General features: G+C 61.0%; 15 protein-coding genes, 1 tRNA gene and 1 pseudogene. 10 read left to right on the top strand and 7 right to left on the bottom strand.

Annotated features, from left to right (window positions below):
* Window positions 1–143: 143 nt before the first annotated feature.
* Window positions 144–998, bottom strand: coding sequence for a hypothetical protein (locus ACP15R_RS07635; protein WP_424985797.1), 855 nt, complete (start codon window positions 996–998; stop codon window positions 144–146).
* Between the two features lie 1,142 nt (window positions 999–2,140).
* On the opposite strand from ACP15R_RS07635, the gene ACP15R_RS07630 reads away from it, so the two are divergent.
* Together ACP15R_RS07630 and ACP15R_RS07625 are read left to right on the top strand one after the other, a co-directional pair.
* Complete coding sequence (locus tag ACP15R_RS07630; RefSeq protein ID WP_424985796.1) at window positions 2,141–2,494, top strand: hypothetical protein; 354 nt, start codon at window positions 2,141–2,143, stop codon at window positions 2,492–2,494.
* A gap of 323 nt (window positions 2,495–2,817) precedes the next feature.
* Window positions 2,818–3,075, top strand: a pseudogene (locus tag ACP15R_RS07625) (multicopper oxidase domain-containing protein); the annotation flags it as partial.
* Here the strand turns inward: ACP15R_RS07625 and ACP15R_RS07620 are convergent.
* The 3 genes from ACP15R_RS07620 to ACP15R_RS07610 all read right to left on the bottom strand — a co-directional run bounded on the left by ACP15R_RS07620 (window position 2,993) and on the right by ACP15R_RS07610 (window position 4,368).
* Window positions 2,993–3,655, bottom strand: a complete 663-nt coding sequence (locus tag ACP15R_RS07620; protein ID WP_424985804.1) for a hypothetical protein — start codon at window positions 3,653–3,655, stop codon at window positions 2,993–2,995. The pseudogene ACP15R_RS07625 and the gene ACP15R_RS07620 sit on opposite strands and share 83 nt — an antisense overlap.
* 75 nt (window positions 3,656–3,730) lie before the next feature.
* Entirely contained in the window at window positions 3,731–4,099 is a 369-nt protein-coding gene (locus ACP15R_RS07615; protein WP_424985803.1) for a hypothetical protein, read from the bottom strand.
* A 193-nt stretch (window positions 4,100–4,292) separates the two neighbouring features.
* Window positions 4,293–4,368, bottom strand: a tRNA-Lys gene (locus tag ACP15R_RS07610).
* Between the two features lie 214 nt (window positions 4,369–4,582).
* Here ACP15R_RS07610 and dapF point away from each other — a divergent pair.
* Both dapF and mtaB read left to right on the top strand, forming a co-directional pair.
* Complete coding sequence (gene dapF, locus ACP15R_RS07605) at window positions 4,583–5,416, top strand: diaminopimelate epimerase (RefSeq protein ID WP_424985795.1); 834 nt, start codon at window positions 4,583–4,585, stop codon at window positions 5,414–5,416.
* Window positions 5,413–6,663: a tRNA (N(6)-L-threonylcarbamoyladenosine(37)-C(2))-methylthiotransferase MtaB gene (mtaB, locus tag ACP15R_RS07600; protein WP_424985794.1), complete on the top strand. Its 1,251-nt coding sequence runs from the start codon at window positions 5,413–5,415 to the stop codon at window positions 6,661–6,663. The genes dapF and mtaB overlap by 4 nt, the downstream gene beginning before the upstream one ends.
* 7 nt (window positions 6,664–6,670) lie before the next feature.
* On the opposite strand, the gene ubiG is transcribed toward mtaB, so the two are convergent.
* Entirely contained in the window at window positions 6,671–7,414 is a 744-nt protein-coding gene (gene ubiG / locus ACP15R_RS07595; RefSeq protein ID WP_424985793.1) for a bifunctional 2-polyprenyl-6-hydroxyphenol methylase/3-demethylubiquinol 3-O-methyltransferase UbiG, read from the bottom strand.
* 49 nt (window positions 7,415–7,463) lie between these two features.
* Between ubiG and pip the strand changes: the two genes are divergently transcribed.
* The 6 genes from pip to infB all read left to right on the top strand — a co-directional run bounded on the left by pip (window position 7,464) and on the right by infB (window position 14,766).
* The gene (gene pip / locus ACP15R_RS07590) at window positions 7,464–8,441 is read left to right on the top strand and encodes a prolyl aminopeptidase (RefSeq protein WP_424985792.1); all 978 of its coding nucleotides are present in this window, start codon (window positions 7,464–7,466) and stop codon (window positions 8,439–8,441) included.
* Between the two features lies 1 nt (window position 8,442).
* Window positions 8,443–9,252 (top strand): ABC transporter substrate-binding protein, encoded by an 810-nt coding sequence (locus ACP15R_RS07585; RefSeq protein ID WP_424985791.1) that lies wholly within the window; start codon window positions 8,443–8,445, stop codon window positions 9,250–9,252.
* A 168-nt stretch (window positions 9,253–9,420) separates the two neighbouring features.
* Window positions 9,421–9,996 carry a ribosome maturation factor RimP gene (rimP, locus tag ACP15R_RS07580; RefSeq protein WP_424985790.1) on the top strand — a complete coding sequence of 192 codons (576 nt, stop codon included), beginning with the start codon at window positions 9,421–9,423 and terminating at the stop codon, window positions 9,994–9,996.
* The gene (gene nusA, locus ACP15R_RS07575; RefSeq protein WP_424985789.1) at window positions 9,996–11,627 is read left to right on the top strand and encodes a transcription termination factor NusA; all 1,632 of its coding nucleotides are present in this window, start codon (window positions 9,996–9,998) and stop codon (window positions 11,625–11,627) included. The genes rimP and nusA overlap by 1 nt, the downstream gene beginning before the upstream one ends.
* A gap of 23 nt (window positions 11,628–11,650) precedes the next feature.
* Window positions 11,651–12,271 (top strand): RNA-binding protein, encoded by a 621-nt coding sequence (locus tag ACP15R_RS07570; protein ID WP_424985788.1) that lies wholly within the window; start codon window positions 11,651–11,653, stop codon window positions 12,269–12,271.
* A gap of 8 nt (window positions 12,272–12,279) precedes the next feature.
* Window positions 12,280–14,766, top strand: a complete 2,487-nt coding sequence (infB, locus tag ACP15R_RS07565; protein ID WP_424985787.1) for a translation initiation factor IF-2 — start codon at window positions 12,280–12,282, stop codon at window positions 14,764–14,766.
* A gap of 123 nt (window positions 14,767–14,889) precedes the next feature.
* On the opposite strand, the gene ACP15R_RS07560 is transcribed toward infB, so the two are convergent.
* Window positions 14,890–15,024 carry a hypothetical protein gene (locus ACP15R_RS07560; RefSeq protein ID WP_424985786.1) on the bottom strand — a complete coding sequence of 45 codons (135 nt, stop codon included), beginning with the start codon at window positions 15,022–15,024 and terminating at the stop codon, window positions 14,890–14,892.
* A gap of 148 nt (window positions 15,025–15,172) precedes the next feature.
* Window positions 15,173–15,616, bottom strand: coding sequence for a MarR family winged helix-turn-helix transcriptional regulator (locus tag ACP15R_RS07555; RefSeq protein ID WP_424985785.1), 444 nt, complete (start codon window positions 15,614–15,616; stop codon window positions 15,173–15,175).
* Window positions 15,617–15,623: the final 7 nt, after the last annotated feature.

Genomic DNA, 15,623 nt, shown 5'->3' with positions numbered 1-15,623 from the left:
CAGCGGCTCTTTGGCGGGGGCTTTGCCCGCGCCGGTGGGGTTCGAAGGGGAGGCTTGCCGCCCCTCGCAAGGTCCCGTGTCAGCAGCGCCAGCGTATGACATGGGTCGCCTTGCTGTTTGCGCTTCGGTCGGTCCGGTGCTGGTCATGCTCTGAGGCCTGCCGCCTGGATTTGGTCTCGTGTCACCAGCTCAGCGGCCAAGAGTGCGTCGACCTGGCCGGGTGTGATGTGTCGACACAGCGGATGCTTGTCTGTGACCCAGTTCGCCAAGCCTGCCAACATCTCAGCCTCCTTCGCCTTCGTCTCTTCTCGTCCCTTGGCGATGTCCTCGACATAGGCGCGCCATCGCCCAGACTTGAACCAGTTGTCGGAAAAACAGACCTTCGACCGGGTGAAACCCGCGCTCTCCGTGGCGTAGGTCTTCACGGCCTGCAACAAGTCCTCGGCCTCCGTCCCGGCGTCCAAGGCTTCCCTGATCCGACTGAGACACTCAGCCTTCCCCCGGACTCTGTCCGGTGGGTAGGCCGCCAACACCTTCTCAGCTTCTTCGTCCTCCACCGCCACGCGCTCGCGCGTAGGAGGTTTATGGATGGTTTTAGGATGGTTTGGGGGCCGTGGTGGCCCCGGTACCCCGGCCACTGTGGCCCCCGTTCCGGGTCCAGTCTGGACGGGGTCCACTGTGGCCCCCGTCTCGATATCGGGTTCAGCAGTGAGTTCCAAAGCTTCGATCCGCGCCAGGTCGATCCGGTAAACGACCGTGAACCCGTTCTTGCAGCCCCGCGCCCCAGTCTCGACCAGGATGCCCTCCTTCAGGAAGTCCCGGATCGTCCGTTTGACCGTGGTCTCGCCCAGTTCAGTATGCCGCTGGATTGTCCCCTTCGAACACCAGATGCCTGACCCATCGTCCGAGGCCTTGTCCGCCAAGAACATGATGATCTGCTTGCGCGTCGGACTCCCGAACTTCCGCTCAGCACACGCATTGGCCACCCGCCAGCTCATCGGATGGCCTCAGGGGCAAGGTTTGACAATTCGCCGCTAAGTGCTTGATGCGCCGTGGTGGGTTTGACATATTTTTGGAACCTAAGCGGTTGAGCCCTATCAATAAGCTTCGGTTTGAAAATCCTCGTGTCGGTGGTTCGATTCCGCCCCCGGGCACCATTTATCCGAAGCGGATATACTCAATTTCCCTTAAAAACATGAGTATATAAGGGTTTTCGGTGTGGGTGGGCTCAGAATTGCTACAGCATTTGCTACGGAAATTGCTACAGTGAATGAGTTCTGCAGCTTTGAAGCTTTCAGTGTAGCTTGCAGAATAAAGGTAACATTTCTCTTGGATGTTTTATTCATCTGGGAAGGGCCATGGATCCAACTCCGTGGCTCGCAATAACCATAGGACATCCCATGTCGTCCAAGGCTTGCAATAGAAGGAGTTTATCGCTTGCCGAGTAAACCCATCCAACGGCGCATTTGGCCATCTCCAATTTTGTGCTAACCCGTGGCGTTGGTGCGCGAAGCAGTTGGGGGCTTGCTCTCCTTTGTCCTAAGTTAAGTGTCCTGATTCAACAGCTTCGGTGCCAGCTATGCCGAGGGCGGTTCAGAGTGGCGATGCAGAGTTGGGTTTCTGTGTCCTACGGGGCAGAGTTCCTCGCAATGGGTCTTTCCCCCGCCAGCCTCACACAGTTCATCTGTGTTTCGACGCGGCTTCGGCGATGGTATCCGCTCTATCGCCGCCAGATAGTAACAACCAGATATCTTGAGGTATTTACTGCCTGTTTCTGAACGATGACGCCCGCGCTCGTGGGATCCCACGGTTTGGCGTTCTTGCACGGGGTACGACAGTTCGAGTTCCGCGCGCGACAACCGCATCGTAACATTTCCCAATTATCCACAAATCGAAGACGGGGCCAAACGCGCTGACCGCATGTAACATCCTGTAAAGGACCGCACTGCGGGATTTTCCTGCCGTTCGCAGCACATGCATCGTTCGACACGAGCAGCGGCAGCAATGCGCAAAAAGCGGATGCCGATCTTAACACGCTGATTTTCACAAAGTCGTGAGCTTCCAGCTACTGGATGGCTCTTTCCGAGTTGACGACTGACCACCGGAAAGTGTTTGTTGTCAGTGGACGAAAGGAAACTGTGTGCTCGGTAGGTTCTTCATCATTCTTGTTGCATTGCAGCTCGTTGTTTCGAGTGCATTCGCGCATGTGATGCCGATGGCCGAACATTGTGCGGAGCCTGTGGCTCAACATGCGCATTGTGAACAGATACCCGTCTTCCAAGATCAAGTGATCGACGCCTCCTTCGAGACCGAGCAACAACCCACGCCAATGGGGCTGCTTCATTGCGGCAGCGTTGCTTGCACAGATCAATCTGGAAATATTTCTGCTGTTGACCTGCACAAAGATTTTCGGATCTCGGACTTGCATCCGGCTGAACCGAGCATGGCTTTGCAGTCCGTTCTTCTCTCCTTCCTTCGACCTCCTCTGTCCTGATCGCGCCTGTCTGGCGTTGATTGCGGCGTTGCCGGAGTGGCTACGTCAGGCAATCCCATCATTTGTGGCCTTTTCAGGTTCAAACCTCCGGCCCATCTGATCCTTCTCCCTCCCTTCACTGCTCAACAGTGATCTCCTCTTTGCGAGGCCATCGATTGGTCCGCGCTCACGGAAAACACATGAAACACATAAATTTTCTGCGGCCTCTCGCCGTAGTGCTGGGGCTTGCCCTCGGCCTGCCCGCGCAAGCTGGCACTTACGACATCACAGTCGACAAGGTCCGGATCGACACCGGAACCTTCAAGAAAAACGGGATCGGCTACAATGGCAGCCAGACTCCGACCGTCCTGCACTTTCAGGAAGGCGAAGACGTCGTTATCCGCGTGAAGAACAATCTGCGTGAAAGCACCTCCATCCACTGGCATGGCCTGATCCTGCCGTTCCAGCAGGACGGCGTTCCAGGCATCAGCTTCAACGGAATCAAGCCGGGCGAAACCTTCACCTACCGCTTTCCGATCGAACAGGCTGGCACTTACTGGTTCCACAGCCACTCGGGCTTCCAAGAGCCTGACGGGGCCTATGTTCGCGCAGGACACGGCGGTAGTGGGAGTCGTTTACGCGGTACGGCTGCATGGCATTCTCGACCACCTTCGCGATCCGCTTTTTGACCTGTTCGACATCGACGGGAGTATCGGTGCGTTTCCTGCGGATTGTGACTATGATCTCGGTGTCGGTTACACGGATCGTCTTGTCTGCCTTCCAGCCCGCCTCTTTCAGGTCATCGGAAAGAACGAATTCTTTGGCTTCCGCCTTCTTGATTTCTTCCCGTTGCTTCTTCGCTTCGGCTTCGGCGAGAGCCTCCACGGAAGGCATCAGCGTTGTGTCGATCTCGCCTGACTCGGCAAATCGCTCGGCCGCTGCCTGCTGTTCCGAAAGGCGCTTCTCGGCCTGAATCTTCGCATGTCTCAGTCTATTGAGCCGTTCCTCGGCGCGAATGATCTGCCCTTCGAGCTTCTCAAGCGCCTGTATCGTCTCGGCGATGGCGGGCACGAATGGGTCGTCAAGGTTGTAGTTCGTTGTCCCTGCGGCCATGCGTTTGAGCACGTCGCCGGCAGACGCACCGTCCGGGTGGAAGAACAACCCATCTGCCGCTGTCTTCATGACTGCACCCGGTGTCTTGAAGCGGCGATGCCTCTTATGTTCTCGCCTTTGAACAGAAGACGTGAATGGTCGCCGTCATGGATGAATTTCATCCCAGACGCGATTTTCACAGCTTTCAGGAAGGTCGCTTGCTCGAAGGCAGGCAAGATCGCACCTGCCTATATCACGCTCGACAATCAACAAGTTGTTCGTCGCAAAAATCTTGCCACTCATCACGTGCGCAAATTCAACCTTTCGCCAACAGGCGCTGCGGCCCTTTGCGGTGCCAATGAATTTCGACGCGAAGTCGAGGCCTTCAAGGAACCGTTCAGGTAGAGGATGCCAATCGCTCGTTGGCGGGGCATCCATGTGCATTGGATCGCCGTCGAACGTCCCAAGTGGCAGGTTGAATACTCTGCTCACACAGTCGCCGTCCTTGATCTCCCGAAACTGGTTCACGTCCATCCAAACCCTGTCTTGCTGACAAATTTTCGCTCGAAGTCAGCATCTTAGGAAATCGTAGACAGAAGTAGGTTACCAAAGCGTTAACAATCGCAGCGACGGCCAGTCGTACCGCATGTTTGAAAAATGTTTGAAAAACGCGAAAACCGCCAGGCTTTTGCTCGGCGGTTTTTCGTTTCCGATCAATCGGTTGCAGTGGTGAGCCGTGCAGGATTCGAACCTGCGACCCACTGATTAAAAGTCAGTTGCTCTACCAACTGAGCTAACGGCCCACTCTGTTTCGGATCGTATCTGATCCGTGCTGCTCTCTATGACAATCTCTCCGGTGGGATCAACCGCATAATTTGCATATTCTGCCGGTGAGAACGAATCCTCTGAGCGGCATGGCGGCCTACCTAGAAAACCACTGGGGCCCGGTCAAGCCCTGATTGACAGTTTCTTGCGGTTGCACTGGATTCTCTGTCGCGGTGTGGATATATCGCGCTCATGCACGACTCTTTGGACACTGGTTTGCCCTTCATGAAAATGCACGGGCTGGGCAATGACTTTGTCGTTGTGGACGCGCGGGCGCAGGACTGGCGAATCACGCCGGTTCTGGCCAGGGCGATCGCGCATCGGCATTTCGGTGTCGGGTTCGATCAGCTTGCGCTGATCGGCACCGGGGACGGGGATGCGCATCTGACGTTTTACAACGCGGATGGGTCGACCTCGGCGGCCTGTGGTAACGCCACGCGCTGTATCGCGCGCTATCTGATGGATGAGAGCGGCAAATCGAACCTGCGCCTGACGACGGAACGGGGCGTCTTGCTGGCCGAGGATGCCGGGGCGGGGCAGACGGCGGTCAACATGGGTAAGCCGCAGCTTGACTGGCAAGAAATTCCGCTGGCCGAGGCGATGGATACGCTGGAACTGCCGATCGAAGGCGCGCCGGTTGCGACCGGCATGGGCAATCCCCATTGCACGTTTTTCGTTCCGGATGCCGAGGCGATCCCGCTGGCCGAGTTTGGCGCACGCTATGAACATCACCCGCTTTATCCCGAACGCACCAATGTGCAGGTGGCGCAGGTGATCGCGCCCGATCACATCCGGATGCGGGTTTGGGAGCGCGGGGTCGGCGTAACCCTTGCGTCGGGGTCGTCATCCTGTGCAACGGCGGTGGCTGCGGCGCGGCGCGGTCTGACCGGGCGCGCGGTACGGATCGATCTGGATGGCGGCAGCCTGATGGTCGATTGGCGCGACGACGGGGTGTGGATGATCGGGGCGACGATGACAGTTTTTTCGGGACGTCTCAGCGCGCAATTCCTGGACAGCATTCAATGAACGCACCGAAATTTGCCACGCTGGGATGCCGGCTCAACGCTTATGAAACCGAGGCGATGAAAGAACTGTCGGCGCAGGCAGGGCTGTCGGATGCGGTCATCGTCAATACCTGCGCGGTGACGGCCGAGGCAGTGCGCAAGGCGCGGCAGGAAATTCGCCGGATGCGGCGCGAGAACCCGAATGCGCGCCTGATCGTCACCGGTTGCGCGGCGCAGGTCGATCCCGACTCCTTTGCCCGGATGGACGAGGTCGATGCGGTCATCGGCAACACCGAAAAGATGCAGGCCAAGACCTGGGCCGGGCTGGCCGGGGATTTCGGCACGGAGCCGGTGCAGGTTGACGACATCATGTCGGTGACCGAAACGGCGGGGCACTTGATCGACGGGTTTGGCACCCGCGCACGCGCCTATGTGCAGGTTCAGAACGGCTGTGATCATCGCTGTACCTTTTGCATCATCCCCTATGGCCGGGGCAATTCGCGCAGCGTTCCTGCGGGCGTGGTCGTGGACCAGATCAAGCGTCTGGTAGACCGGGGCTATCACGAGGTGGTTCTGACCGGGGTTGACCTGACAAGCTGGGGCGCCGACTTGCCCGCACAGCCGCGGTTGGGCGACCTCGTGATGCGCATTCTCAAGCTGGTTCCCGACCTCCCCCGGCTGCGGATCAGTTCGATCGACAGTATCGAGGTTGATGAAAACCTGATGACGGCGATAGCCACCGAACCGCGCCTGATGCCGCATCTGCACCTGTCGTTGCAACATGGCGATGACCTGATCCTCAAGCGGATGAAGCGCCGCCACCTGCGCGACGACGCGATCCGTTTCGTGCAGGAGGCCCGCGCGGTGCGGCCCGACATGACCTTTGGCGCGGATATCATTGCCGGCTTCCCGACCGAGACCGAGGCGCATTTCGAGAACTCTGTGAAACTGGTGCGTGATTGCGATCTGACCTGGCTGCACGTGTTTCCCTATTCGCGGCGCGAAGGGACACCGGCGGCGCGGATACCCAATCAGGTGAACGGGGCCGTCATCAAGGATCGCGCGGCGCGGTTGCGGGCCGAGGGCGCGCGGCGGGTCGAGCGCCATCTTGCGGCACAGATCGGCAAAACCCATCAGGTCCTGATGGAAAACGACCACATGGGGCGCACCGAACAGTTCACCGAGGTCCGCTTTGCCGCGCCCCGGCCGGAAGGCCAGATCGTCAGGGCGACGATCACGGGAAAGTCCGGGGGGCAGTTGCTGGCGTAACTGTCTGTCAGGGCCGGGTGCTGGCCGTCACGTAATTCACGCTGAGATCGCGCGGCGAGATGCTCCACCCCCAGGTGATCGGGTTGAACACAAAACCCTTGCGGTCAACCGGGGTCAGGCCAGCTTGGGTCAGCAGGTCAAAAAGCTCGTCCGGGGTGATGAATTTTGACCATTCATGGGTGCCGCGTGGCAGCCAGCGCATCACGACTTCGGCACCGACGATGGCCATCATGTAGGACTTGGAATTGCGGTTGATGGTCGAGCACAGGTGCAGCCCGCCGGGTTTCAGAAGTGTCATGCACGCGGTAAGATAGGCCAGCGGGTCGGCGACATGCTCGACCACTTCCATGTTCAACACCACGTCGAACCGTTCACCCGCCTCGGCCAGCGCCTCGGCGGTGGTGTGGCGATAGTCGATCTCGAGCCCGGATTGCGCGGCGTGTACGCGGGCCACCGGCAGGTTGCCTTCGGCCGCATCCGCGCCGACAACTTCGGCCCCCAACCGCGCCATCGGTTCCGACAGCAGCCCGCCACCGCAACCGATATCGAGCAGGCGCAGCCCCGCGAACGGGCGTGGCGTCGCAAGATCGCGGTCGAATTCACCCGCGATCTGAGCCGTGATATAGTCGAGTCGACACGGGTTGAGCATATGCAGCGGCTTGAACTTGCCCGCCGGATCCCACCACTCGGCGGCCATTGCCTCGAATTTGGCGACTTCCGCCGGATCAACCGTATTTGGGGACGCTTGCATTCCTGTCTCCATGTGCTCTTTTAACGCTCACGCATCATATAGGACTCGCATGGACAAATACCCGGACCAAAAGCGCGCAGTACAGTACCTGTACCCGCCAATCGACCCGTATGACCAGAAAATGCTGGAAACGGGCGATGGTCACACGATCTATGTCGAGCAATGCGGCAACCCGGCGGGGGTGCCGGTTGTTGTCATGCATGGCGGACCCGGTGGCGGTTGCAGCCCGGCGATGCGCCGGTATTTCGATCCGGAATTCTATCGCATCATCCTGTTCGACCAGCGTGGCTGTGGCCGCTCGCGCCCGCATGCGTCGGTGGTGAACAACACCACCTGGCATCTTGTCGATGATGCCGAGCTGATTCGTCGCACGCTCGATATCGACGCGTGGCTGGTGTTCGGTGGCAGCTGGGGCGCGACATTGTCGCTGATCTATGCACAGGCGCACCCGGAGCGGGTGTTGCACCTGATCCTGCGGGGCGTGTTCCTGATGACCCGGGCCGAGCTCGATTGGTTTTACGGCGGCGGTGCGGGGAAATTCTGGCCCGAAGCATGGGAGCGGTTTGCCGCGCTGATCCCTGACGAGGAACGCGACGACATGATCGGTGCCTATCATCGCCGGTTGTTCTCGGGGGATCTGCCGGTCGAAACCCGCTATGGGCGGGCGTGGTCCGCGTGGGAAAACTCGCTGGCCTCGATCCATTCCAACGGCATGTCGGGCGAGGGGCCCGGAGACTATGCGCGCGCCTTTGCGCGACTTGAAAACCACTATTTCATCAATAACGGGTTTCTTGAAAGTGATGGCCAGATCCTTGCCCGGATCGATCGGATCGCCCATATTCCCGGCGTCATTGTACAGGGTCGATACGACATGATCTGTCCACCAACATCCGCCTGGAAACTGGCCGAGGCATGGTCGGCGGCCGAATTGAAGCTGATCAGCAACGCGGGCCATGCGCTGTCCGAACCGGGGATCAGCGCGGAATTGGTGCGGGTGATGGACCGGATCGCCGAGGCGATGGCCTGACATGACGAGACTCGACCGACGCGCGCTGTTTTCATCCGGTGCCGCCGCGGCGCTGCTGGCGGCGACGGGGGTGTCGCTTGATGCTGCGCCGCGCCAGGGCGGGCGCCTGCGGATCGCGCTGCCGCGCGGCGATGGGCATCTCGCGGCGCTGGCGCGGGGCGCGGCCTTTGACAATCTGACCGAAATCGCCCCGAACGGCGCGCTCAAGGGGGAATTGGCCACCGCATGGCGGGCCGAATCGCAGGGGCGGGTCTGGTTCATCGACCTGCGGGACAACGTGACATTCCATGACGGGAGCGCGCTGCGGGCCGCGGATGTCGCCGCCTCGCTCGGGGAAACGCTCGAACATGCCCGTCGGATAGACCAGACCGGGCCGGCAGAACTGCGAATCGAGCTGGCCACGGCGCGACCCGACCTGCCGTTCCGGCTGGCGTCGCCCATGCATGTTATTGCGCGCGCCGACGGGGTTGGCACCGGCAGTTATCGGACCGAACGGCTCGTGGACGACCGGCAATATCTCGGGCACCGGGTCGCCGATCACTACAAGGCGGGTCATGCGGGATGGGTGGATACGGTCGAGGCCGTGGTCATCCCGGATGCGGCGGTGCGAGCCGAAGCCCTGCGCGACGGCTATGTTGATATTGCAGCGATTCCCCGCGCCGAGGCCCTGCGCGGTCTGCCGGACCTGGTTTTTCACCCGTCCTCCGAAGACATGGCCCTGGCGATGCGCAAGACCGTGGGGCGGCCGCGCGCCATCGGTGCCGGCCTGCTGGATGATGGTCGCCTGGCCGAGCGTTGGTGGCTGGGCTGACGGTACGCCGGCGCGGGGTGCGCCCCATCAGGGGTTGCAGATTCGCCAAGGCTTGCGTATATGGTTCTTCAACAGCGGCGCGTCGGGCTCTGGTCCCGAGGCTCCACCGGAAAACATGACGGGCCGCGGGCCCGTTTTTTTATGCCCGCGCCCTGGAAGAAAGACATGATGAACGATCTGATTGCGAAAGCCGCGATAGACCGGCGACTGGCCGAAATCATCGCTCCCGTGGTCGAGGACCTGGGGTTCGAACTCGTGCGTGTGCGACTGATGAGCGGCAAGCAGACCACGTTGCAGATCATGGTCGACCGCCCCGGCGGCGGGATCGAGGTGGATGATTGCGCCGAGGTGTCCAACGCGGTGAGCGCGACGCTGGATGTCGAAGACCCGATCCTAGACGCCTATGCGCTTGAAGTGTCGAGCCCGGGAATCGACCGGCCGCTGACGCGGCTCAAGGATTTCGACATGTTCGAAGGCTACGAGGCCAAGATCGAAACCACCGAACTGATCGACGGGCGGCGGCGGTTCAAGGGCGAGCTGGCCGGCATCGACGGTGACGAGGTGCTGATCAACATTCCCGAAGGCACGATCGGGCTGCATTTCGACTGGCTGAGCGATGCCAAGCTGGTGCTTACCGACGATCTGATCAAGGAAATGCTGCGCCAGCGCAAGGCGGCGGGCGCATTGAACGAAGACCAATTTGACGAGATTGAGACCGAAGAGTCTGCTCAGGAGGACAACTGATGGCCATTACATCCGCCAACCAGCTCGAGTTGCTGCAAACGGCCGAGGCCGTGGCGCGCGAAAAGATGATCGACCCCGGGCTGGTCGTCGAGGCGATGGAAGAATCGCTCGCCCGCGCCGCCAAGAGCCGCTATGGCGCGGAAATGGACATCCGCGTGTCCATCGACCGCCGGACCGGCAAGGCGACCTTTACCCGCGTGCGCACCGTGGTCGAGGACGAAGAGCTTGAAAACTACCAGGCCGAATTCACCGTCGAGCAGGCCAAGCAATACATGGCCGATCCCAAGATCGGCGACCAGTTCATCGAAGAGGTTCCGCCGGTCGAAATGGGCCGTATCGCCGCCCAGAGCGCCAAGCAGGTGATCCTGCAACGCGTGCGCGAGGCCGAGCGTGACCGCCAGTACGAAGAGTTCAAGGATCGCGCCGGGTCGATCATCAACGGCGTGGTCAAGCGCGAGGAATACGGCAACGTCGTCGTGGACGTGGGCACCGGCGAGGCGATCCTGCGCCGCAACGAGAAGATCGGTCGCGAAAGCTATCGTCCGAACGACCGGATCCGCTGCTTTATCAAGGATGTGCGCCGCGAGCCGCGCGGGCCGCAGATTTTCCTGAGCCGCACCGCGCCGGAATTCATGGCGGCGCTGTTCAAGATGGAAGTGCCCGAGATCTATGACGGCATCATTGAGATCAAGGCGGTTGCCCGCGATCCCGGAAGCCGTGCCAAGATCGCCGTGATCTCTTATGACAACAGCATCGATCCCGTCGGTGCCTGTGTCGGTATGCGCGGCAGCCGGGTCCAGGCGGTGGTGAACGAGCTTCAGGGTGAAAAGATCGACATCATCCCGTGGAACGAAGATCAGCCGACCTTCCTCGTGAACGCGCTGCAACCGGCGGAAGTGACCAAGGTGGTTCTGGACGAAGAGGCCGAGCGCATCGAGGTGGTGGTGCCGGAAGAGCAGCTGTCGCTCGCCATTGGCCGTCGTGGTCAGAACGTGCGCCTGGCCAGCCAGCTGACCGGTCTGGATATCGACATCATGACCGAGGAAGAGGAAAGCGCACGCCGCCAGAAGGAATTCGAAATCCGCACCCAGCTGTTCATGGATGCGCTGGATCTGGACGAGTTCTTTGCCCAGCTGCTGGTTTCCGAAGGCTTTACCAATCTCGAAGAGGTTGCCTATGTCGAGCTGGACGAATTGCTGGTGATCGACGGGGTCGACGAGGACACGGCGCAAGAGCTGCAAACCCGCGCCCGCGAGCACCTCGAAGCACAGGCCAAGGCGGCCCTGGACAATGCCCGCGCATTGGGTGTCGAGGACAGCCTGGTTGAATTCGAGGGGCTGACACCCCAGATGATTGAGGCGCTGGCCAAGGATGGCGTCAAGACGCTCGAAGATTTCGCGACCTGTGCGGATTGGGAGTTGGCCGGCGGTTGGACCACGATCGATGGTGAACGGGTCAAGGATGATGGTATCCTTGAGCCGTTCGACATGTCGCTGGAAGAGGCGCAAGACCTCGTGATGACGGCGCGTATCCTGTTGGGATGGGTTGACCCGGCCGAGTTGGAAGCCGAAGAAGAGGAAGCGAGCGAAGACCCGGGCGTTGACGAGCAGACCTCGGAGGTCGGGGCCTGATTTCAGGCCCCGGTACGCGCAACATGAGTCGCGGTGGCGCTCACAAGGATCGGTCGGATGGCCCGGAACGCAAGTGCATGGCCACCGGCGAAGTTCAGCCAAAGCACGGGCTGATCCGGTTCGTGCTTGGCCCCGATGCGCAGGTTGTGCCCGATATTCTGGGCAAGCTGCCGGGGCGGGGCGTCTACGTGGCCGCAGATCGCGCGGCGCTGGACCTGGCGGTCGCCAGGAAACTGTTCGCGCGCGGGCTCAAGACCAAGGTCCAGGTCCCCGAGGGGCTGACCGACGAAGTGGAACGGCAACTGGCGCGGCGGGTGATCGACCTGATCAGCCTGGCGCGCAAATCCGGTGCCGCCGTTGCCGGCTATGAAAAGGTAAAGGACTGGTTGTCCAAGGAAGAGGCATTGATCCTGGTGCAGGCCGTGGATGGCTCGGGCCGGGGAAAGTCGAAACTGAGTACGCCCCATTTCGGCCACTACATCGGCTGGTTGACCGCAGATGAGCTGGGATTGGCCTTTGGGCGCGAAACTGTGATACATGCGGCGCTCGCCTCTGGCGGACTCGCTCAACGTGTTGTAGAGGAAGCACAGCGGTTGCGGGGTGTGCGCAAAACGGAAGGCGGCAAGGGCCGCCTGGAAGGATAAATAGCTTTATGAGCGATACTGACGGCAAAAAGACCTTGGGTCTGCGCGGGGGGTCCCGTCCGGGGAACGTGAAGCAGAGTTTCAGTCACGGTCGGACCAAGAATGTTGTGGTCGAAACCAAGCGCAAGCGCGTTGTGGTTCCCAAGCCCGGTGCGGGCAAGTCCGGGTCTCCGATGTCGACACCTGCCGGGGATCCGTCCCGGCGTCCTGCCGGTATCACCGATGCGGAAATGGAGCGGCGGCTGAAGGCGCTTCAGGCGGCCAAGGCGCGCGAGGCCGAAGAGGCCGCGGCGCGCGAGGCGGAAGAACGCGCCCGCGCCGAAGAGCGCGAACGCCGCCGTGCCGAAGCCGAGGCCAAGGAACGCGAAGAGCGCGAACGCGAAGAGGCGCTCAAGGCCAAGGCGGCCGAGGAAGAACGCCAGCGCCAGCAGGCGGAAGAGGCCGCGAAACGCGCCGCCGCGGCCCCCGCGGCAACGCCGGATGCGGCATCCGCGCCACGCACGGCAAGCAAACCGGCAACACCCGGCCCGCGCAAGACCGACCGCGAGCGCGACCAGCGCAACACGCGCGGCAAGGGGCGCGACGATGACGGGCGCCGGTCTGGCAAGCTGACCCTGAACCAGGCGCTGCGTGGCGGTGAAGGCGGGCGGCAACGCTCGATGGCCGCAATGAAACGCAAGCAGGAACGCGCGCGCCAGAAGGCGATGGGCGGCAGCGTCGAGCGCGAAAAGGTCGTGCGTGATGTTCAGCTGCCCGAGGCGATCGTGGTTTCCGAACTGGCGAACCGCATGGCAGAACGCGTTGGCGAAGTCGTCAAGTCGCTGATGAACATGGGCATGATGGTGACCCAGAACCAGACCATCGACGCGGACACCGCCGAGTTGATCATCGAAGAGTTCGGCCACAAGGTCGTCCGGGTCTCGGACGCCGATGTGGAAGACGTCATCACCCAGATCGATGATGCCGAAACCGATCTGAAGCCACGCCCGCCGGTCATCACCGTGATGGGTCATGTTGACCACGGCAAGACCTCGCTTCTCGATGCGATTCGCAATGCCAAGGTCGTGTCTGGCGAAGCCGGGGGCATCACCCAGCATATCGGGGCTTACCAGGTCAAAGCCGAAGACGGCCAGCTGCTGACCTTCCTTGATACGCCCGGCCACGCGGCGTTTACGTCGATGCGTTCGCGCGGTGCCCAGGTGACCGATATCGTTGTTCTGGTGGTGGCCGCGGATGACGCGGTGATGCCGCAGACCATCGAGGCGATCAACCACGCCAAGGCGGCCGAGGTTCCGATGATCGTGGCGATCAACAAGATCGACCGCCCGGACGCGAACCCGGACAAGGTGCGCACCGACCTGCTTCAACATGAGGTGATCGTCGAAAAGATGTCCGGCGAAGTGCAGGATGTCGAGGTATCGGCGATTAACGGCACCGGTCTGGACCAGCTGCTCGAGGCGATTTCGCTTCAGGCCGAAATCCTCGAACTCAAGGCCAACCCGAACCGTGCCGCACAGGGCGCGGTGATCGAGGCCCAGCTTGACGTGGGCCGGGGTCCGGTGGCGACGGTTCTGGTGCAGAACGGCACCCTGCGCCAGGGCGACATCTTTGTCGTCGGCGAACAGTGGGGCAAGGTGCGTGCGATGGAGAACGACAAGGGCAAGCGCGTCAAGGAAGCCGGCCCGTCGGTTCCCGTCGAGGTGCTTGGCCTGAACGGCACGCCCGAGGCCGGTGACGTTCTGAACGTGGTCGACACCGAGGCGCAGGCCCGCGAGATCGCGGATTACCGCGCCAACCTGGCCAAGGAAAAACGCGCCGCTGCCGGTGCCGCGACGACCCTGGAACAGCTCATGGCCAATGCCAAGGCGGACGAGAATGTCAGCGAGCTGCCGATTCTGGTCAAGGCGGATGTTCAGGGGTCTGCCGAGGCGATCGTGCAGGCGATGGAAAAGATCGGCAACGAAGAGGTGCGTGTGCGCGTGCTGCATTCGGGTGTCGGGGCCATCACCGAAACCGATGTGGGGCTGGCCGAGGCCAGCAACGCGCCGATCATGGGCTTTAACGTCCGTGCCAACGCGAGTGCCCGCAACACGGCCAACCAGAAAGGCGTCGAGATCCGCTATTACTCGGTGATCTATGACCTCGTGGATGATGTCAAAGCTGCCGCCAGCGGCCTGCTGAGCGCCGAGATCCGCGAGAAATTCATCGGTTACGCCGAGATCAAGGAAGTGTTCAAGGTGACGGGTGTTGGCAAGGTGGCCGGCTGTCTGGTGACCGAAGGCGTCGCCCGCCGCAGTGCCGGTGTGCGCCTGCTGCGTGACAACGTGGTGATCCACGAAGGCACGCTGAAGACGCTCAAGCGGTTCAAGGATGAGGTGTCCGAGGTCCAGTCGGGCCAGGAATGCGGCATGGCGTTCGAGAATTACGACGATATCCGCCCGGCGGATGTGATCGAAATCTTCGAACGCGAAGAAGTGACTCGCTCGCTGGATTGATACGCGCAAGCGTTTCGCGCCAATGGTGACACACCGTGCGCGGAACGCGGCATATCCCTCAGGAACAACAAAGGGCGCGCTCATGGCGAGCGCGCCCTTTTGTCATGTGACGGTGGCGATTGATCAGATGGCCGGGTTGACCGGCTTGCCCATGAATTCGTTCGATCCGACCCGGACCGCGATGCGGCCATCAGGAAGCGCGCGAACAAAGGTGCCCTGAATCAAAACGCATGTGCCGATGAGAATTGTACGAAGCATCTCGTTCCTCCCAAAACTATGACATAAATAATATGCATAATTAGGCATCAAATCATTAAGATTTTGGTCTATGTTTCCAGCGGTCACAAAACCGTTGCACAATCTTCATGAAATCGACAAAAATGCCACAGTTGCAGGTGGCGAAAACTCAATCCATGGTTTCAAGCCGCATGCGCAAATCGCGCAATACCGGCAGCACCGCCCGCACATTGCCGGTTCCCAGTTCGGCCACAACTTGGTTGATCACCGGCGTCAGGGCGGAAATCGCCTGTTCGCGCGCCTGGCGGCCTGCCGGGCTGATCGCGACCAGCTTGCGCCGGGCGTCGTCCCAATCGGGGCGGATATGGACATAACCGGCAAGCTCCAGCTTGCCCAGCGTATTGGTCATGGCCCCGCGCGTGACATGGAACGTGTCGGCCAATTGGGCGGGGGTTCTTTCATTGCCAATGACCGCGAGGTGATTGAGCACCGAGAAATGCGAGATCTCCATGCCCTTGGGCAGCACCTTGCTCAGCCGGTTGCGCAGCAATTGATCCGCCGCGAGCATTTCGCTGAACAGCGTGACCGCAAGGGCATTGGTGTCATCTGCCATGGCACAG

This window comes from Microbulbifer sp. S227A (genome assembly GCF_049800935.1).
This window is presented reverse-complemented; position numbering and strand designations above follow the sequence as displayed.